At 66.9% G+C, this 17,322-nt stretch carries 17 protein-coding genes and 1 tRNA gene; 14 read left to right on the top strand and 4 right to left on the bottom strand.

Going from position 1 to position 17,322, the window contains the following annotated elements; translation table 11 throughout:
• The first annotated feature begins 1 nt into the window (after position 1).
• From gatA to ACEQZD_RS12675, 7 genes are all read left to right on the top strand, one after another.
• The gene (gatA, locus tag ACEQZD_RS12705) at positions 2-1,456 is read left to right on the top strand and encodes an Asp-tRNA(Asn)/Glu-tRNA(Gln) amidotransferase subunit GatA (RefSeq protein WP_370185951.1); all 1,455 of its coding nucleotides are present in this window, start codon (positions 2-4) and stop codon (positions 1,454-1,456) included.
• Positions 1,453-2,901 (top strand): Asp-tRNA(Asn)/Glu-tRNA(Gln) amidotransferase subunit GatB, encoded by a 1,449-nt coding sequence (gatB, locus tag ACEQZD_RS12700; RefSeq protein ID WP_370185949.1) that lies wholly within the window; start codon positions 1,453-1,455, stop codon positions 2,899-2,901. Before gatA ends, gatB begins: the two co-directional genes overlap by 4 nt.
• Before the next feature lie 10 nt (positions 2,902-2,911).
• On the top strand, positions 2,912-3,736 hold the full coding sequence (locus ACEQZD_RS12695; RefSeq protein WP_370185947.1) for a crotonase/enoyl-CoA hydratase family protein: 825 nt from the start codon (positions 2,912-2,914) through the stop codon (positions 3,734-3,736).
• Between the two features lie 97 nt (positions 3,737-3,833).
• The gene (locus ACEQZD_RS12690) at positions 3,834-4,622 is read left to right on the top strand and encodes a cyclic nucleotide-binding domain-containing protein (RefSeq protein ID WP_335629028.1); all 789 of its coding nucleotides are present in this window, start codon (positions 3,834-3,836) and stop codon (positions 4,620-4,622) included.
• Complete coding sequence (locus tag ACEQZD_RS12685) at positions 4,619-5,521, top strand: LysR family transcriptional regulator (protein WP_142948946.1); 903 nt, start codon at positions 4,619-4,621, stop codon at positions 5,519-5,521. The genes ACEQZD_RS12690 and ACEQZD_RS12685 overlap by 4 nt, the downstream gene beginning before the upstream one ends.
• 77 nt (positions 5,522-5,598) lie before the next feature.
• Entirely contained in the window at positions 5,599-6,675 is a 1,077-nt protein-coding gene (locus ACEQZD_RS12680) for a putative urea ABC transporter substrate-binding protein (protein WP_194855046.1), read from the top strand.
• Positions 6,672-7,406: a cysteine hydrolase family protein gene (locus ACEQZD_RS12675; protein WP_370185944.1), complete on the top strand. Its 735-nt coding sequence runs from the start codon at positions 6,672-6,674 to the stop codon at positions 7,404-7,406. Before ACEQZD_RS12680 ends, ACEQZD_RS12675 begins: the two co-directional genes overlap by 4 nt.
• Here ACEQZD_RS12675 and ACEQZD_RS12670 read toward each other — a convergent pair.
• From ACEQZD_RS12670 to hemA, 4 genes are read right to left on the bottom strand one after another with little or no spacing between them, the layout of a single operon-like run.
• On the bottom strand, positions 7,403-8,167 hold the full coding sequence (locus tag ACEQZD_RS12670; protein WP_370185942.1) for a ThiF family adenylyltransferase: 765 nt from the start codon (positions 8,165-8,167) through the stop codon (positions 7,403-7,405). The two genes, ACEQZD_RS12675 and ACEQZD_RS12670, sit on opposite strands and share 4 nt — an antisense overlap.
• Entirely contained in the window at positions 8,160-8,981 is an 822-nt protein-coding gene (gene prmC / locus ACEQZD_RS12665; RefSeq protein ID WP_370185940.1) for a peptide chain release factor N(5)-glutamine methyltransferase, read from the bottom strand. Before prmC ends, ACEQZD_RS12670 begins: the two co-directional genes overlap by 8 nt.
• Before the next feature lie 9 nt (positions 8,982-8,990).
• Complete coding sequence (gene prfA / locus ACEQZD_RS12660; RefSeq protein WP_194855044.1) at positions 8,991-10,082, bottom strand: peptide chain release factor 1; 1,092 nt, start codon at positions 10,080-10,082, stop codon at positions 8,991-8,993.
• Between the two features lie 10 nt (positions 10,083-10,092).
• On the bottom strand, positions 10,093-11,385 hold the full coding sequence (gene hemA, locus ACEQZD_RS12655; protein WP_142948954.1) for a glutamyl-tRNA reductase: 1,293 nt from the start codon (positions 11,383-11,385) through the stop codon (positions 10,093-10,095).
• A 135-nt stretch (positions 11,386-11,520) separates the two neighbouring features.
• Here hemA and ACEQZD_RS12650 point away from each other — a divergent pair, with 135 nt between their 5' ends.
• The 7 genes from ACEQZD_RS12650 to pth all read left to right on the top strand — a co-directional run bounded on the left by ACEQZD_RS12650 (position 11,521) and on the right by pth (position 17,232).
• Complete coding sequence (locus ACEQZD_RS12650; protein WP_370185938.1) at positions 11,521-13,245, top strand: tetratricopeptide repeat protein; 1,725 nt, start codon at positions 11,521-11,523, stop codon at positions 13,243-13,245.
• On the top strand, positions 13,242-13,823 hold the full coding sequence (gene lolB / locus ACEQZD_RS12645) for a lipoprotein insertase outer membrane protein LolB (protein WP_335629022.1): 582 nt from the start codon (positions 13,242-13,244) through the stop codon (positions 13,821-13,823). Before ACEQZD_RS12650 ends, lolB begins: the two co-directional genes overlap by 4 nt.
• Before the next feature lie 2 nt (positions 13,824-13,825).
• Positions 13,826-14,719, top strand: a complete 894-nt coding sequence (gene ispE / locus ACEQZD_RS12640; RefSeq protein ID WP_370185935.1) for a 4-(cytidine 5'-diphospho)-2-C-methyl-D-erythritol kinase — start codon at positions 13,826-13,828, stop codon at positions 14,717-14,719.
• 24 nt (positions 14,720-14,743) lie between these two features.
• Positions 14,744-14,819: transfer RNA gene (locus ACEQZD_RS12635), tRNA-Gln, on the top strand.
• A 55-nt stretch (positions 14,820-14,874) separates the two neighbouring features.
• Positions 14,875-15,834: a ribose-phosphate pyrophosphokinase gene (locus tag ACEQZD_RS12630; RefSeq protein ID WP_067610391.1), complete on the top strand. Its 960-nt coding sequence runs from the start codon at positions 14,875-14,877 to the stop codon at positions 15,832-15,834.
• 121 nt (positions 15,835-15,955) lie between these two features.
• Positions 15,956-16,633, top strand: a complete 678-nt coding sequence (locus ACEQZD_RS12625; protein WP_335629020.1) for a 50S ribosomal protein L25/general stress protein Ctc — start codon at positions 15,956-15,958, stop codon at positions 16,631-16,633.
• An 8-nt stretch (positions 16,634-16,641) separates the two neighbouring features.
• Positions 16,642-17,232, top strand: coding sequence for an aminoacyl-tRNA hydrolase (gene pth / locus ACEQZD_RS12620; RefSeq protein WP_335629164.1), 591 nt, complete (start codon positions 16,642-16,644; stop codon positions 17,230-17,232).
• Positions 17,233-17,322 lie beyond the last annotated feature (90 nt).

Below are 17,322 nucleotides of genomic sequence, written 5' to 3'. Positions count from 1 at the left end.
CATGCACGATAAAACACTGACCGAACTCAAAGCCGGCCTGCAAGCCGGGGACTTTTCCTCCCGGGAGCTCACCGAGCACTTCCTGGAGCGCATCAAACGGCACGACGGCGAGCTCAACAGCTTTATCACCGTCACCGAGGAGCAGGCCCTGCGGCAGGCGGACGCCGCCGACCAGGCGATCGCCGCCGGCGACCATCACCTGCTCACCGGCCTGCCGATCGCGCACAAGGATATTTTCTGCACCGAGGGCGTGCGCACCAGTTGCGGCTCGCGGATGCTGGATAATTTCATCGCCCCCTACACCGCCACGGCGGTGGAAAAAATGGCGGCCGAAGGCGCGGTGATGCTGGGCAAGACCAATATGGACGAATTCGCCATGGGCTCGTCCAACGAAACCAGCTTCTACGGCCCGGTGAAGAACCCCTGGGACACCGAGCGGGTGCCCGGCGGTTCGTCCGGCGGTGCCGCCGCCGGCCTGGCGGCGCGGCTGGCCCCCGGCGCCACCGGCACCGACACCGGCGGCTCGATCCGCCAGCCGGCGGCGCTGAACGGCGTCACCGGCCTCAAGCCCACCTACGGGCGGGTGTCCCGCTGGGGCATGATCGCCTTCGCCTCCAGTCTGGATCAGGCCGGCCCGCTGGGCCTGTCCGCCGCCGACTGCGCCCTGATGCTGCAGGCCATGGCCGGCCACGACGAGAAAGACTCCACCTGCCTGAATGAACCGGTGGACGATTACCTCGGTGCTCTGGATCAGAGCGTGGACGGCTTGAAAATCGGCGTGCCGGAAGAATTTTTCCCCGACAATCTGGACGGCGCGATCGCCGATAACGCCCGCGAAGCCATGCGCGAACTGGAAAAACAGGGCGCCAAGCTGGTCAAGCTGTCGCTGCCCAGCATCAAGCTGTCGGTGCCGGCCTACTATGTGATCGCGCCGGCGGAAGCCAGCTCCAACCTGTCGCGCTTCGACGGCGTGCGCTTCGGCTACCGCTGCGAGGATCCCAAGGATCTGGAAGACCTGTACAAGCGCTCCCGCTCGGAGGGCTTCGGCGCCGAGGTGAAGCGCCGCATCCTGGTGGGCACCTACGCGCTGTCCGCCGGCTACTACGACGCCTACTACAAGCGCGCACAGAAAGTACGCCGCCTGATCCGCGATGATTTCTCCCGCGCGTTCAAGGACGTGGATGTGATCATGGGCCCCACCTCGCCGGAAACCGCCTTCAAGCTGGGCGCCAAGGCGGACGACCCGGTCAACATGTACATGGCCGACGTCTTCACCATCGCCGTGAACCTGGCCGGCCTGCCGGCGCTGTCCATGCCCAGCGGCTTTATCAACGGTCTGCCCGCGGGCACCCAGGTGATCGGCAACTATTTCCAGGAAGGCCGCATACTGAACGTGGCGCACCGCTATCAAATGGCCACGGACTGGCATCAAAAGGCGCCGGGAGGTTTCGCATGAGCCATTCAGGAAACTGGGAAGTGGTGATCGGCCTGGAAGTGCACGTGCAGCTGGCCACCCAATCAAAAATCTTTTCCGGCACCAGCACGCAAACCGGCGACGAACCCAACCGGCACGCCAGCCTGATCGATCTGGGCATGCCCGGCACCCTGCCGGTGGTGAACAAGGAAGCGATCCGCAACGCCGTCCGTTTCGGCCTGGCGGTGAACGCGGACATCGCCCGCCGCTCGGTGTTCGAACGGAAAAATTATTTTTATCCGGACCTGCCCAAGGGCTACCAGACCACGCAGCTGGCGGAGCCCATCGTCGGCGCCGGTGAAGTGGAAATTCAGCTCGAGAGCGGGGACAAAAAGGTGGTGCGTATTCACCACGCGCACCTGGAAGAAGACGCCGGTAAGTCTTTGCACGAGGACTTTCATGGTCAAACCGGCATCGACCTTAACCGCGCCGGCACGCCGCTGATCGAAATTGTCTCGGAGCCGGACATGAGCGGCGCCGAGGACGCGGTGGCGTTCGCCCGCAAGCTGCACTCCATCGTCACGTCTCTGGGCATCTGCGACGGTGACATGTCCCAGGGCAACATGCGTTTCGACGTCAATATTTCCGTGCGCCGCCCCGGCGAGCCGCTCGGTACCCGCACCGAAACCAAGAACCTGAACTCGTTCCGCTTCATGGAAAAAGCCATCGCCCTGGAAGTGGCGCGGCAGATCGACGTGCTCGAGGACGGCGGCGAAATCGTTCAGGAAACGCGGCTCTATAACGGCGAGACCAACACCGCCCGCTCCATGCGCACCAAGGAAGACGCCAACGATTACCGCTACTTCCCGTGCCCGGACCTGTTGCCGGTGATGGTCAGCGAAGAGGACATCCAAACCCTGCGCGATGAGCTGCCGGAACTGCCGGACGCCCGCAAGGCGCGCTACATCGAGCAATACCAGCTGTCGGCCTACGACGCCGACCTGCTGTCCGGCTCCATCGCCACGGCGCGCTACTTCGAAACCGCCGCCGAGCACGGCGGCGACGCCAAGCTGGCCGCCAACTGGGTAATGGGCGAGCTGGCCGCCAAGCTCAACGCGGAAGACAAGGACATCGCCGACAGCCCGGTGTCCGCCGAGCATCTCGGTGAGCTGATCCAGCGTCTCAAGGACGGCACCATCAGTTCCAAGATCGCCAAACAGGTCTTTGAGGCCTGCTGGGGCGGCGAAGGCAGCCCGGACCAGATCATCGAGGCACGGGGCCTGAAGCAGATGAGCGACAGCGGCGAGCTGGAAAAAATCGTCGACCAGGTGATCGCCGACAGCCCCGCCCAGGTGGAGGACTACCGCAATTCCGACGACGCCAAGCGCAAAAAGAAAATCGGCTTCTTCGTCGGCCAGGTCATGAAGGCCACCCAGGGCAAGGCGAACCCGCAGCAGGTCAACCAACTGCTTCAAGAGAAGCTCTGAAAGGACGCCCATGACCGCCCCGACCCGCAATTTTCACGATCGTGTAACCCTGGCCATTGAAGGCCACATCGCCACGGTGTCACTGAACCGGCCCGACAAGTACAACGGGCTGGATCTGGAAATGATGCGGGGGCTGGTGGCCTGCGCCAAAACAATAAAGAAAAACCGTGACGTGCGGGTGGTGATTCTACGCGGTGAAGGCAAGGCGTTCTGCGCCGGGCTCGACTTCGCCACCGTTACCAAAACGCCGCTGAAAATGCTGCTGGCGTTCACCAAGTTCGGCGTCAAGAAAACCAACCTGTTCCAGCAGGCCTGCTGGGCCTGGCGGGAACTGCCGGTGCCGGTGATCGCGGTGCTGCACGGCTACTGCTACGGCGGCGGCCTGCAGCTGGCGTTGGCGGCGGATTTCCGCATCGCCACGCCGGACTGCGAGCTGTCGGTGATGGAAAGCAAATGGGGGCTGATCCCGGACATGACCGGAACCGTCACTTTGCGCGAATTAGTGCCCATGGATGTGGCCAAGGAACTGGCCATGACCGGCCGCCGTTTCGACGCCGTGGAAGCCAAGGCCCTGCACTTGGTCACGCAGGTGGCGGAACAGCCCGAACAGGCGGCGCGGGCCCTGGCCGACGCCATCCTGGCCCGTTCCCCGGATGCGGTCAGTGCCACCAAGGCGCTGTTTCACAGCACCCGCCACGCCGCCGAGGACCAGGCTTTCGATCAGGAATCCAGCCTGCAGTTCAAGCTGCTGCGCGGCCGCAATCAGGGCGAGGCCATGGCCGCCAACCTGAAAAAGCGCGAGCCCCGCTTCCGGCCCCGCCAGCGGGACTACTGACGCCCACCCCGTCGCCGCGCCGCACCCGGGTCATCAAGATGGCATAATCTCTGCTTAGCCTTTTCAACCCGCCGCAAGCCGTGGAAGTACGCAACGCATGATACCCCTGGGCGAACCGCTGGAAGGCCTGCCCGCTCTGGCCCGACACTACAAACAACTGGGCGACGCCGTGATCCGCGGCCTGCGCCAAACGCCACGGAGCCTGTCGCTGCCCGCCACCACCGACGCCCGCCGCGATGGCCTGGCCGCGCAGCGCCTGTACGTGGTGCGCGGCGGCACCCTGGCGGCCTGCTGCCAGGGGCGGCGCCTGCTGCTGTGGGACGAAGGCGACGTGATCGTCCCGGACCCGGACGACGGCGTCACCTTTCAGGCGGACGGCGCGGTGCTGCTGGCCGGCTATGATTTCGGCGACCTGCTCGAGGAGATCCTCGCCGTTCCGGAACGGGCGCGCCGCTGGAGCGAGTTGCTGATCACGCAGCAGGCGCTGCTGACCCGCTGCCTGGCCGCGCTGACGCCGGAGGAAAACCATACCGGCTCGCGCTTCGCCTATTTCCACCCCGGCGATCTGATACTGCGCCAGGGCGACCGCGCCGACGGCGTCTACAACCTGTTCGAGGGCGAAGCCGATGTGCTGGTCGACGACGTGGTGGTGGGCCGGGTCACCGAGGGCGAGCTGCTGGGCGCCATCGCGGTGCTCACCGGCGCGCCCCGTGGCGCCACCGTGCGCGCCCGCAGCCGCTGCGCGGCGATGCACATTCCCAGCGACGGTTTCCATCACCTGATCCGCGCCAAGCCGTCGCTGATCCACGGCCTGATGACCGACATGGCGCGTCAGATCACCGAACTGAACGCCCAGGTGGTGACGCTTTCCGGGAGAACGCCATGAAACTGGCCGGCGCCGACCTGAATTCGCTGCAGATTTTCTTCGCCGTGGTGGAAGCCAACGGCATCGCCAATGCCCAGGGGCCGCTCAACAAGGACGCCTCCACCATCAGCCGCGCGCTCAGCCAGCTGGAAAGCCGCCTGGGTGTGCGCCTGTGCGAGCGGGGCCGCCAGGGCTTCCGGCTCACCCCGGAAGGGGAAACCGTGCACCAGCAGGCGCTGCGGCTGTTCACCTCGCTGCGCGGCTTCGAACAGACCGTGGAGGGGCTGCGCGGCGTGGCCAGCGGGCAACTGCGGCTGGGCATTATCGACAACATCATCACCGACCCGAACTGTCCGCTGGTGCCGGCGCTGCGCGCCTTCCAGAGCCCGCCCCGCGATGAGGTGCGCCTGGGCCTGGAGGTGCTGGCCCCGGAAGAGATGGAGCGGCAGTTGCTGGAGAAACGGCTGGACCTGGCGATCAGCGTGTTTGAAAGCCGCCACGACCAGCTTCACTACCAGCCGCTCTATCAGGAAACCGACAACCTCTACGCCGCCGCCGACCACCCGATCGTCGGCGTGCCCGCCGGCCGGCGCCGCGACGTCCTGGCGAAAAGCCGCCTGGTGTCCCGGCGTTTTCTGCACGACCAGGAAATGGCGTTGCTCAATCTCGGCGAGCGCGAGCGCATTACCTTCACCGCCAACCTGGAAGCGATCGCCGTGCTGATTCTCAGCGGCGGCCACCTGGGCTTTTTGCCGGATCATTACGCCGCGCCCTGGGTGGCCCGCGGCGAGCTGGTCGCGCTGGACACCGAACGCCTGCGCCACGCCAGCGATCTGCAGGTGGCGATGCACCCGGACAGCGCCAGCCGGCCGGTTATCCAGGCGTTCGTCGAGGCACTGCTGGCGGCGGTGCGCACGTGAACCTGCACGCTCCGTCATGTTAGCCGGGCCGCCCGCTTTTTATGGTGGAGGCTCGCTTACACTTTCGGGAGATCGTCATGCACGTTAGCGCCAAGCGCCTGACCCGGGGCCCCGCCCTGCTGCTTACCCTGTTGCTCGTGGCCGTCACCGGCCCGACCCAGGCCCGCGAATCCTACAGCGTCGCCTGGACCCTGTACGCCGGCTCCATGCCCCTGGCCTACGCCGAGGAAAACGGCATCCTGGAGAAATGGGGCGACCGCTACGGCTTCGATCTGGAAGCGGTGCAGATGAACGATTACGTGGAAGCCATCACCCAGTTCTCCCTGGGCCAGTTCGACGCGGTGATCGCCATGTCGCTGGATGCGCTCACCATTCCCGCCGCCTCCGGCGTGGACACCACCGTGATCATGCCGCTGAGCACCTCCAACGGCAGCGACGGCATCGTGCTGCGCGGCAAGGACAAAAGCGTGGCCGACCTGGAGGGCACACGGATCAATCTGGTGGAGCTGTCCGGCTCCCACTACATGCTGGCCCGGGCTCTGCAGACCCAGGGCCTGAGCGAGCGGGACGTGACCGTGGTCAACACCTCGGACGCGGACATCGCCAGCGTGTTCGAGTCCTCGGATACCCAGGCCGTGGCCACCTGGAAGCCGCAGCTCAGCGAAATTCTCGCCCAGTACCCGGACACCACCCTGGTGTTCGATTCCTCGGACATCTACGGCGAGTTGCTGGACACCATGATCCTGCGCACCGAGGCAGTGCGGGATAACCCGGACCTGGGCCGCGCCATCGCCGGCGCCTGGTACGAAGCCGCCGCCCTGCTGGACCCGGAACACCCGCGCCACGACGCCCTGATGGCGTTCACCGCCGACACCCTCAACACGGACCTGGCCGGGGCCCGCAGCCAGCTGCGCACCATCGACTTCCTGGACCCGGAGCAAGCGCAAGCTCTGATTACCGGCGAAGAGTTCGTCGCCACGCAGAAGCAGATCACCGGCTTCGCGTTCGAGCACGGCCTGCTCGGCGAAGGGGTGCCCAGCGCCGGTTTCGTCGGCATCGAAAGCGGCACCGGCGCCGTCATCGGCAACGCGGATAACGTCAAACTGCGCTTCCCCACCACCTGGCTGGAAGAGGCCGAGGGGAGCGACCAATGAACAGCGTCTCCGCTCCGAAGATACCGCTGGACGCGTTCGACAGCAGCCGCTGCAGCGTGCCCTACCCCTGGCCGGTGGCCGGCCGGTGGCGCGCCGACGACACCGCGCTGCTGGCCATCGACATGCAGAAGGACTTTCTTGATCCGCGCGGCTACTTCGCCAGCCTCGGTGAATCGCTGGAACACACCCGGCGCAGCGTGGCGCCGGCCCGCAACGCCCTCGCGGCGGCCCGGGAACTGGGCCTGACGGTGGTCCATACCCGCGAGGGCCACCGCCGTGACCTGTCCGACCTGAACGACTGCAAGCGCCTGCGCGCGGCCCGCGCCGGCGCCGCCATCGGCAGCCCCGGGCCGCTCGGCCGGCTGCTGGTGCGCGACGAGGAAGGCTGGGATTTTATTGACGAGATGCGGCCGCTGGCCGGCGAGCCGGTGGTGGACAAGTGCGGCAACGGCGCTTTCTACGCCACCGACCTGGAGCAGATATTGCGCAGCCGGGGGATTCGCCATCTGCTGCTGCTCGGCGTCACCACCGACGTGTGCGTGTCCTCGACCATGCGTGAAGCCAATGATCGCGGGTTCGATTGTCTGCTGCTGGAAGATTGCTGCGGCGCCGCGCGCCCGGACCTGCATCAGGGAGTGCTGAACAGCCTGGAGCGGGAGGGCGGTATTTTCGGCGCCTACGCCGACAGCCGGGCTTTTTTTGAACAGTACCGGTCGGCCACCGGCGGCTAGCCGGCGCCGCACACCGGGCAGCCCGGGTCCTTCTTGAAGGCCACTTCGCGCCAGCCCAGGGTGCGGCCGTCGAAAACTCTCAGCACCGGCGCCACCGCGGTACCGGTGAGCAGATGAATGGCGAGCAGCGCCTGCAGGGTGCCCACGATGCCGACCACCGGGCCGAGGATGCCGGCTTCGCTGCAGGCCAGGTCGCCGTCGGTGCCGGTGCCGTACACGCAGGCGTAGCAGGCGCTGTCCGGACGGCGCAGATCAAATACCGCCAGCTGGCCGTCGAGACGGATGGCGGCGCCGCTCACCAGCGGTTTGCGGTGCGCCACACAAGCGGCATTGGCGGCCTGGCGGGTGGCGAAGTTGTCGCTGCAGTCGAGCACCAGATCGACGTCGGGCACGTGCCGGTCCAGCCACTCACGGTCGGCGCGGGCGGCGTGGGGCTCGACCAGCACGTCCGGGTTGAGCGCGCGCAGCTGCGCCGCCAGCGCCCCGGCCTTGCCCTCGCCCACCTGGTCGCCGCGAAAGGCGATCTGCCGGTGCAGGTTGCTGGCGTCCACCCGGTCATCGTCCACCAACAGCAACCGCCCCACCCCGGCGCCGGCCAGATAGAGCGCGGCGGGATTGGCCAGGCCGCCGCAACCCACCAGCAGCACGCTGGCGCCGGCCAGCGCCTGCTGGCCGTCGAGGTCGAATTCCTGAAGCAGCAGCTGCCGGCTGTAGCGCAGCAGTTGATCGTCGTTGAGGGCGTCGCCGTGGTAGTCAGACATGGCCCAAGGTTACCCTGTCGCGGCCTTCCAGGTCCTGCCGGGTGGTCACGTCCTGGAAACCCCGTTCGCCGAGCAAAGTGCGCACCGCGCCGCCCTGGTCGAAGCCGTGCTCGAGCACCAGCCAGCCGCCCGGCGCCAGGGTGTCGTGGGCCTGGGCGGCGATCACGCGCAGGTCGGCGAGGCCGTGATCGTTGGCGGCCAGCGCCGAGCGCGGCTCAAAGCGCAGGTCGCCCTGCTCCAGATGCGCGTCCTGCGGATCGATGTAGGGCGGGTTGCTGACGATCAGATCGAAGGGGCCGCCCAGGCCGTCGAGCCAGTCGCAGCACACCAGGCCGACGCGGGCGCCCAGGCGCTCGGCGTTGTCCCGCGCCACCGCCAGGGCCGGCCGGCTGGCGTCGGTGAGGGTCAGGCTCCAGGCCGGGCGTTCCAGCGCCAGGGTGACGCCGATGGCGCCGCTGCCGGTGCCCAGGTCCACCGCCCGCAATTCGCTCTCGGGGAGGGTTTCCAGCACCGCTTCCACCAGGGTTTCGGTGTCCGGGCGCGGGATCAGGGTGTGCGGGCTGACCAGAAACGGCCGGCCGAAGAATTCCCGCTCGCCGGTGAGGTGGGCCACCGGTTCGCCCTCGGCGCGGCGCCGCACCAGGGCCTGGAACACCCGCTGCTGGCTGTCGCTGAGGGTGCGCTCCGGCCAGGTGCGCAGGTAGGTGCGCGATTCACCGATCACGCGGCAAAGCAGCAGTTCCGCGTCCAGGCCCGGGCTGGGCGAAGCGGCCAGCTGTTCGCGGGCCTGGCGCAGGGCGTCGTCCAGTCGCACGGCGACCGCCTAGCCCTGCCCGTCGGCGAGGGCGGCGAGCTGGCCGGCCTGGTGCTCGGACAGCAAGGCACCAATCACTTCGTCCAGGTCGCCGGCGATGATCTCGTTGAGCCGGTACAGGGTCAGATTGATGCGGTGGTCGGTGAGCCGGCCCTGGGGGAAATTATAGGTGCGGATGCGTTCGGAGCGGTCCCCGGAGCCGACCATGGATTTGCGCTCGGCGGCCTGTTCGGCGTGGGCCGCGGTTTCGCGGGCGTCGAGCAGCCGCGCCTTGAGCAGCGACATGGCCTTGGCCTTGTTCTTGTGCTGGCTGCGCTCGTCCTGGCACTCCACCACCACGCCGGTGGGCAGGTGGGTCAGGCGCACCGCCGAATCGGTGGTGTTGACGTGCTGGCCGCCGGCGCCGGAGGAGCGGTAGGTATCGATGCGCAGATCCTCGTTGCGGATCTCAATGTCGCCGGCGTCCTCCGCCGCCGCCAACACCGCCACCGTGCAGGCCGAGGTGTGGATGCGGCCCTGGGACTCGGTGGCCGGCACCCGCTGCACCCGGTGGGCGCCGGACTCGAACTTGAGGCGCGAATAGACGTCGTCGCCGGACACCTGGGCGATCACTTCCTTATAGCCGCCGTGCTCGCCCTCGCTGGCGCTGACGATCTCCACTTTCCAGCCGCGCTGGTCGGCGTAGCGGGAGTACATCTTGAACAGATCGCCGGCGAACAGCGCTGCCTCGTCGCCGCCGGTGCCGGCGCGGATTTCCAGATAGACGTCGGCGCCGTCGCGGGGGTCGCGGGGCAACATCAGGCGCTGCAATTCTTCGTCCAGCTCGTCGATGCGCTGCTGGGCGTGGCGGGCTTCCTCGGCGCCCATCTCGCGCATTTCCGGGTCGCCGTCGTCGAGCAGGGCGCGGGCGCTTTCCAGTTCCTGTTCGCTGGCCCGGTAGGCGCGGTAGGCCTTCACCACCGCTTCCAGCTCGGCGTACTCCTTGGACAGGCTCCGGAATTGCTTCTGATCGGCAATAATATCCGGATCGGAAAGCAGGCCGCTGACCTCCTCGAACCGCTCCATCAGTTTTTCCAGTTTGCCGTTCAGCGATGCTTGCATGGGGTTCCCGCTATTCTTGATCGGATTCCTGATCGGATGGCTGATCGTCCAGGTTATCCTGGTCGAGCAGTATTTCCCGCGCCATGGCGAGCGCCTCGGCGCGGCCTTCGGCGGCCAGCCGGCGCAGGCCCACGCTCGGCTGGTGCAGCCATTTGTTGACCAGGCTGTGTTTGAAGCGGCGCAGCACCTGTTCCGGGTCGCCGCCCTTTTCCAACTGCGCCAGGGCCCGCTGCAGCTCCTGGTCGGCCAGCTCGGTGCCCTGGCGCCGGTAGTCACGCAGCACCCCCACGGCCCGCTGTTCGCGGCGGCTGCGGTGGTGGCGGCGAATCGCCTCGTCGATCAGGGCACCGGCCTGCTCGGCGGCTTCCTGGCGGGCGCGCACGTTTTCCTGGATCGCCTCCTGGAGGTGATCCACGGTGTACAGATAGACGTCGTCCAGTTCGCCGACTTCCGGCTCGATGTCGCGGGGCACGGCGATATCCACCATGAACATCGGCCGGTGGCGGCGGCGCTTGAGCGCCCGCTCCACGGTGCCCTTACCCAGCACCGGCAGCGGCGAGGCGGTGCAGGAGATCAGAATGTCCGCGTGCTCCAGCGCCACCGGCAGCTCTTCCAGGCCGATGCCGCGTCCGCCCACCTGGGCGGCCAGGTCGTCGGCGCGGCCCTGGGTGCGGTTGGCGATCACGATTTCGTGCACCTGCTGTTCTTCCAGGTGCCGGGCCACCAGCTCGATCATTTCGCCGGCGCCGATCAACAGGGCACGGCTCTGTTTCAGGTCGGCGAAGATATGCCGGGCGAACGACACCGCCGCGTAGGCCACCGACACCGGGTTGGCGCCGATGCCGGTTTCCGTGCGGATGCGCTTGGCCACCGAGAACACGTCCTGGAATACCCGGCCCAATTCGCCGTTGATCAACCCCGCCTCGTGGGCGCGGGCGTAGGCCTCGCGCAGCTGGCCGAGAATCTGCGGTTCGCCGAGCACCATGGAATCCAGGCCGCCGGCCACCCGCATCAGGTGCTCCAGGGCTTTTTCGTCCCGGTGGGTATAAAGGACCCGCCGCAGGGTCTCCACCGGCATGCGCCGGGCCTGCGCCAGCCACTCCCCGAAATCCGGCGTTTCGCCGTCGATCAGGCAGTACACTTCAGTACGGTTGCAGGTGGACAGCAGCGCCGCTTCGCGGATACCGGGAAGCTCGCGCAGGGCAACCAGGGCGTCATCCGCTTGAGCGGCGGAAAATGCCAGCTGCTCGCGCAGCTCCACATCCGCGGTGGTGTGATTAACGCCGACTGCGATGAGATTCATAAGAAATGATGACGACCCGATGGGGTTAGGCCCTGATACGCGCAAGGGTGTCGCATTTTGCGCGAAAGCGCCCCGCAAAACAACGTCGCCCCCGCCCTTGGGGCCGGCGCGCGGCTGTGCGATAGTAGCGGCTCAATGTCCTTTGATAGCCAGCCGATGAAATCACGCCCATCGCTCCTCGCCGCCGCCCTGTTCGCCCTGGCCGGCTGCTCGCAGATGCCGTCCACACCGCAAGACCCCGCCCCGGCCGCGCCGCCCCGGGACCTCCCGCCGATCGAATACGACGGCGAAACCCTGGGCGATCTGCTGGTGGCGGAAAGCGCCGCCCAACGGCAAAGCCTGCGGGTCACCATGGCCTATTACGCGCGGGCGGCGGAAACCACCCACGACCCGGAAATCATCGCTCAGGCCACCAAGCTCGCCACCTATCTGGAAGAGCATGAGCAGGCCCGGCACCTGGCCGGCCTGTGGCTGGAGCGCCAGCCCGATAACGCCGACGCCCTGCGCCTGGCGGCGCTGGCCGACATCCAGCTGGAGCGCCCGGAACAGGCCACCGAATCCATCGACCGGCTGCTCGCGGTGCACGGCAGCGAAGCGCTGATCCCGCTGGTGGCGGAGGCGCGCGGCCTGGACGAAGGCGCCAACCAACGGCTGCTCAACGCCCTGTCCGGGCTCGCCGAGCGCTACCCGGAGCAGGCGCCGCTGTGGTACGCCCGGGCCCTGGACCGGCGTCAGCAGAGCGACCTGGACGGCGCCCTGGAGGCGGTGGACACCGCCCTGGACCAGGACCCGGACCACGGCGAGGCCGCGCTGCTGCGCACCCAGATCCTGTTTGAGCAGGGCCGCCGTGACAAGGCGCTGAGCGAGCTCAGCGATATCGTCGACGACGCCCCCGACGCGCGCCGCCCGCGGGTCGCCTATGTGCGCCTGCTGCTGGCCGCCGGCCGCTACGACCGGGCCAGCGAGCAGCTGACCATCCTGGCGGAACAGAACCCCCGCGACCTGGACCTGCAGTATTCCCTGGCCCTGCTGGCGCTGGAATCCGGCGCCATGGATTCCGCCGAGGCGATCCTGCAGCGGCTGCTGCGCCAGGGGTACCGCCCCAATGAAATGCGCCTGCACCTGGGTCAGGCGGCGGAGCAGCGCGGCGACAGCAAAGGCGCCATCGACTATTATTTGAAGGTCAAAGGCGGCGAAAGCCTGCAGGCCCAGGTGCAGGCGGCGCGGCTTATGTACAGCGAAGGCCGTGGCGATCAGGCCCACGCGCTGATCACCAGCCTCACCCATCAGTACCCGGAACAGGCCACCCTGCTGTGGATCAGCGAGGCGGACATGCGCGCCGCCAACGGCGACCCGGAATCCGCCCTGGCGCTGCTCGACCGGGCCCTGGAAACCGCCCCGGACAACCCGGAACTGCTCTACGCCCGGGCGATGACCGCCGGCGGCCTGGGAAACTATGAAGCCATGGAGGCGGACCTGCGCCGGGTGCTGGAACAACAGCCCGACGACCCGGCGGCGCTGAACGCCCTGGGCTACACCTGGGCGGACCAGGGCGTGCGCCTGGAGCAGGCCCGCGACATGATCCGCCGCGCCCTGGAACAGCAGCCCAACGACCCGGCGATTCTCGATTCCATGGGCTGGGTGCTGTACCGGCTGGGCCGGCCGGAGGACGCGCTGCCGTTCCTGCGCCGCGCCTACGCCCAGTTCCCGGACCCGGAAGTGAGCGCCCACCTGGGCGAGGTGCTGTGGGTGCTGGGGGAAGAAGATGATGCCCGCCGGGTCTGGGCCACGGCGCTGGAGCAGAGCCCGGAAGCCGAGCCGATCATGGAAACCCTGCAACGCCTGGAGGTGACACTTTGAGCAATGCGAGCCGTTTTTGGTGGCTGCCCCTGGCGCTGCTGCTGAGCGCCTGCCAACAGGCCCCGGTGGCCCCCACGGACTTCACCCGCGCCGACCAGATCCAGCGTTGGGAAATGAGCGGCAAGCTCGGCTACCGCACCGCCGACGACGGCGGCTCCGCCAGCTTCGACTGGCAGCAGGCGCCGCGCTACGGGGAAATCCGCTTTTCCGGCCCGCTCGGTTTCGGCAGCGCGGAACTCACCTGGCAGCCGGGCATGGCCCGCCTGGAAACCTCCCAGGGCGAATGGCAGGCCCGCACCCCGGGCGAACTGGCCTGGCACCTGACCGGTTTCTGGCTGCCGGTGTCGGCGCTGGAATACTGGAGCCGCGGGCTGGTCTGGCCGGGGGCGCCGGCGCAGTCGGAGGAAAACGACGACGGCCGGCTCAGCCAGCTGAGCCAGCTGGGCTGGGACCTGGAATTCGACCGCTACCAGACCGTGGGCCGGGTGGCGCTGCCCCACCGCATCAAGGCGCGCCAGGGCGCCGACAGCTTTACCCTGCTGATCCGCGAGTGGCAGCCGCTGCCCAGCCAGCCCTGATCATGGCTCCGTTTTCCCTGCCGGCGCCGGCCAAACTGAACCTGTTTTTGCACATCAACGGCCGGCGCCAGGATGGCTACCACCTGCTGCAGACCCTGTTCGTGCTGCTCGACCACGGCGACACCCTGGATTTCGCCCCCGCCGACACCCTCAGCTTGCGTTGCGACAGCCCGGCGCTGCCGGTGGACGACGACAATCTGGTGCTGCGCGCCGCCCGGCTGCTGCAACAGGAGACCGGCCATGCCGCCGGCGCGCGCTTGCATCTGCGCAAGAGGCTGCCCGCCGGCGGCGGCGTGGGCGGCGGCTCCTCCGACGCCGCCACCGCGCTGTGGGGGCTGAATCTGCTCTGGGGCCTGGACCTGGACGTGGATACCCTGGCGCGGCTGGGGCTGAGCCTGGGCGCCGACGTGCCGGTGTTCGTGCGCGGCCGCAATGCCTGGGCGGAGGGCGTGGGCGAACGCTTGCAAGCCGTTGAATTGCCGCCACTCTGGTTTCTGGTGGTCGATCCCGGGGTCTCCGTTTCAACCGCTCGAATTTTCGGCGACGGGGAATTGACAAGGCACACCCCCGCCATTACATTACCGGCCTCGCTTGGGGCGGCCACTTTCGAGGCCTTCCTGAAGGAAGGGCACAACGACTGCGAAGCCGTGGCCCGGCGCCTTTTTCCCGCCGTGGATAAAGCGCTCGACTGGCTCCAAAGCGAAGCGGGCAACGCCCGCATGACCGGTACCGGCGCTTGTTGTTTCGCACACTTCGCCGACCAGCAAGACGCGCATAACGCACTGCGGCACTTGCCGGAATACTGGACAGGTTTTGTGGCTCGAAGCACTGAAATCTCACCTCTCCATGAGGCACTGGCGACGCTTCGAGCCAGACAGAATTCAGGGCCGGCGTGACACGCCACCTGAGCAAGTTAGTGTTGGGGTATAGCCAAGTTGGTAAGGCAGCGGGTTTTGATCCCGTCATTCCCAGGTTCGAGTCCTGGTACCCCAGCCATTTCTTTCCGTAAGGACAAACCCTAAATTCATTACTTGAAAGCCAGGGGACGCCAGTGTCCAAACTCGTTATTTTCGCCGGCAACGCCAATCCCGAACTGGCCAGCTCCATGGCCGAGCAGATCAACATTCCCCTCGGCGATGCCGACGTCGGCGTTTTCAGCGACGGCGAAGTGGCCGTGGACATTCAGGAAAACGTGCGCGGCAAGGACGTGTTCATCGTGCAGTCCACCTGCCAGCCCACCAATAACAACCTGATGGAACTGCTGGTGATGGCGGACGCCCTGCGGCGCTCTTCCGCCGGCCGCATCACCGCCGTGATCCCCTACTTCGGTTACGCCCGCCAGGACCGCCGGGTGCGCTCCGCGCGGGTGCCGATCACCGCCAAGGTGGTCGCCGACATGATCACCGCCGTGGGCATCGACCGGGTGGTGACCGTGGACCTGCACGCCGACCAGATCCAGGGCTTCTTCGACATCCCCGTGGACAACGTCTACGGCACGCCCCTGTTCGTGGCCGACATCGAGCGTCAAAAGCACGACGACCTGATGGTGGTGAGCCCGGACGTGGGCGGCGTGGTCCGTGCCCGCGCCCTGGCCAAGCAGCTCAACGACGCCGATCTGGCGATCATCGACAAGCGCCGCCCCAAGGCCAACGAATCCCAGGTGATGCACATCATCGGTGAGGTGGAAGGCCGCACCTGCGTGCTGGTGGACGACATCGTCGACACCGCAGGCACTCTGTGCAAAGCCGCCCAGGCCCTCAAGGACCACGGCGCCGCCAAGGTGATCGCCTACTGCACCCACCCGGTGCTGTCCGGCCCGGCCATCGACAACATCAGCAACAGCGCCATGGACCAGCTGGTGGTCACCGACACCATCCCGCTGTCCGAGCAGGGCCGTCAGTGCGACAAGATCCGCGTGCTGCGCCTGGCGCCGATGCTGGCGGAAACCATCCGCCGGGTGAACAACGAGGAATCGTTGTCCGCCATGTTCGACCGCCTGGAACTGGTGTAGCCCGGGGATTTCCGGCATAATCCGCCCCCTCCCCGTTCCGGGGACGCCCGTTTCGGGCTTATCGCAACCTTTTCGGTGCGCCTGGTCGCGGGGTGCCGGAAAGCTTAATGGAGACAGGACCATGTCCAACGAATTCGAATTGACCGCTGAAAGCCGCAGCGACACGGGGAAAGGTGCGAGCCGCCGCCTGCGTCGTCTGCACGGTCGCGTACCGGCCATTATCTATGGCGGCCACGCCGACCCCGTGATGATTTCACTGGAGACCCGTGAGCTGAAGAAAGCCCTGGAAACCGAGGCCTTCTACAGCCACATCCTGACGCTGAAGCTGGACGGCAAGAAGCAGCAGGCGGTTCTGCGCGATCTGCAGCGCGATCCGGCCCGCGGTTTCCCGATCCACGCCGACTTCATGCGCGTCGAAGCCGGCCATGAAATCACCATGACCGTGCCGCTGCACTACACCAACGAAGAAGCCTGCATCGGTGTTAAGAAGCAGGGTGGTGAAATCCACCGCAACATTTCCGAAGTGGAAATCAGCTGTCTGCCCAAGGATCTGCCGGAATACATCGAGGTGGACCTGATCGCCGTGGAGCTGGACCAGGTGCTGCACCTGTCCGACATCAAGCTGCCCGCCGGTGTGACCCTGACCCAGCTGGCCTACGGTGAAGACCACGACCAGCCCATCGTTGCCGTACACACTCCGAAAGTGCGTGCCAGCGACGACGATGAGGACGAGGAAGGTCAGGAAGACGCCGCCGAGAAAGACGGCGGCAAAGGCGAAGAGAAGCCCTCCGAAGACTGAGCGCGATGATGGCGGAACCGGTACGACTGATCGTGGGCCTGGGCAATCCGGGCCCCGAATACGACGCCACCCGCCACAACGCCGGAGTCTGGTATGTGGATGCCCTGGCCCGTGCCCAGGGCATCTTTCTTAACGAAGACAAGAAATACTTCGGTGCCACCGGCACCTTCACCTTCGAAGGCGAAACCATCCGCCTGCTGGTGCCCACCACCTATATGAACCGCAGCGGCCAATCCACCTCGGCCCTGGCGAACTTCTTCAAGATTCCCGTCACGCAGATGCTCGTGGCCCACGATGAACTGGACCTGCCCCCGGGCGTGGCCCGCTTCAAGCAGGGCGGCGGACACGGCGGCCACAATGGTCTGCGCGATATCGTTGCCCGCCACGGCAACAGCAAGGACTTCTACCGTCTGCGTATTGGTATCGGCCATCCGGGCAGCGCCCAGCTGGTCACCCCCCATGTGCTGAACAAACCCTCCGCCGCCGACCGTGAACTGATCGAACGGGCCATCGACGAAGCGGTGCGGTTTACCCCGGACATGCTGCGCGGCGAATTCAGCCACGCCATGAACGGCCTCAACGGCTTCCGCGCCTCGTAGGAGCGGGCCTTGCCCGCGAAAGGCGCGCTAGCGCGCCGGCAGGATTCCAGAGACGCCGTTTATACCGCCATTTGAAAAGTCTCTGGTATC

The organism is Alloalcanivorax sp. (assembly GCF_964221125.1).
Lineage (GTDB): Bacteria > Pseudomonadota > Gammaproteobacteria > Pseudomonadales > Alcanivoracaceae > Alloalcanivorax > Alloalcanivorax venustensis.
This window is presented reverse-complemented; position numbering and strand designations above follow the sequence as displayed.

Coding starts and splice junctions, on each gene's coding strand:
- gatA (WP_370185951.1), top strand. CDS start 2: ATGCACGATAAAACACTGACCGAACTCAAAGCCGGCCTGCAAGCCGGG.
- gatB (WP_370185949.1), top strand. CDS start 1,453: ATGAGCCATTCAGGAAACTGGGAAGTGGTGATCGGCCTGGAAGTGCAC.
- ACEQZD_RS12695 (WP_370185947.1), top strand. CDS start 2,912: ATGACCGCCCCGACCCGCAATTTTCACGATCGTGTAACCCTGGCCATT.
- ACEQZD_RS12690 (WP_335629028.1), top strand. CDS start 3,834: ATGATACCCCTGGGCGAACCGCTGGAAGGCCTGCCCGCTCTGGCCCGA.
- ACEQZD_RS12685 (WP_142948946.1), top strand. CDS start 4,619: ATGAAACTGGCCGGCGCCGACCTGAATTCGCTGCAGATTTTCTTCGCC.
- ACEQZD_RS12680 (WP_194855046.1), top strand. CDS start 5,599: ATGCACGTTAGCGCCAAGCGCCTGACCCGGGGCCCCGCCCTGCTGCTT.
- ACEQZD_RS12675 (WP_370185944.1), top strand. CDS start 6,672: ATGAACAGCGTCTCCGCTCCGAAGATACCGCTGGACGCGTTCGACAGC.
- ACEQZD_RS12670 (WP_370185942.1), bottom strand. CDS start 8,167: ATGTCTGACTACCACGGCGACGCCCTCAACGACGATCAACTGCTGCGC.
- prfA (WP_194855044.1), bottom strand. CDS start 10,082: ATGCAAGCATCGCTGAACGGCAAACTGGAAAAACTGATGGAGCGGTTC.
- hemA (WP_142948954.1), bottom strand. CDS start 11,385: ATGAATCTCATCGCAGTCGGCGTTAATCACACCACCGCGGATGTGGAG.
- ACEQZD_RS12650 (WP_370185938.1), top strand. CDS start 11,521: ATGTCCTTTGATAGCCAGCCGATGAAATCACGCCCATCGCTCCTCGCC.
- ispE (WP_370185935.1), top strand. CDS start 13,826: ATGGCTCCGTTTTCCCTGCCGGCGCCGGCCAAACTGAACCTGTTTTTG.
- ACEQZD_RS12625 (WP_335629020.1), top strand. CDS start 15,956: ATGTCCAACGAATTCGAATTGACCGCTGAAAGCCGCAGCGACACGGGG.
- pth (WP_335629164.1), top strand. CDS start 16,642: ATGGCGGAACCGGTACGACTGATCGTGGGCCTGGGCAATCCGGGCCCC.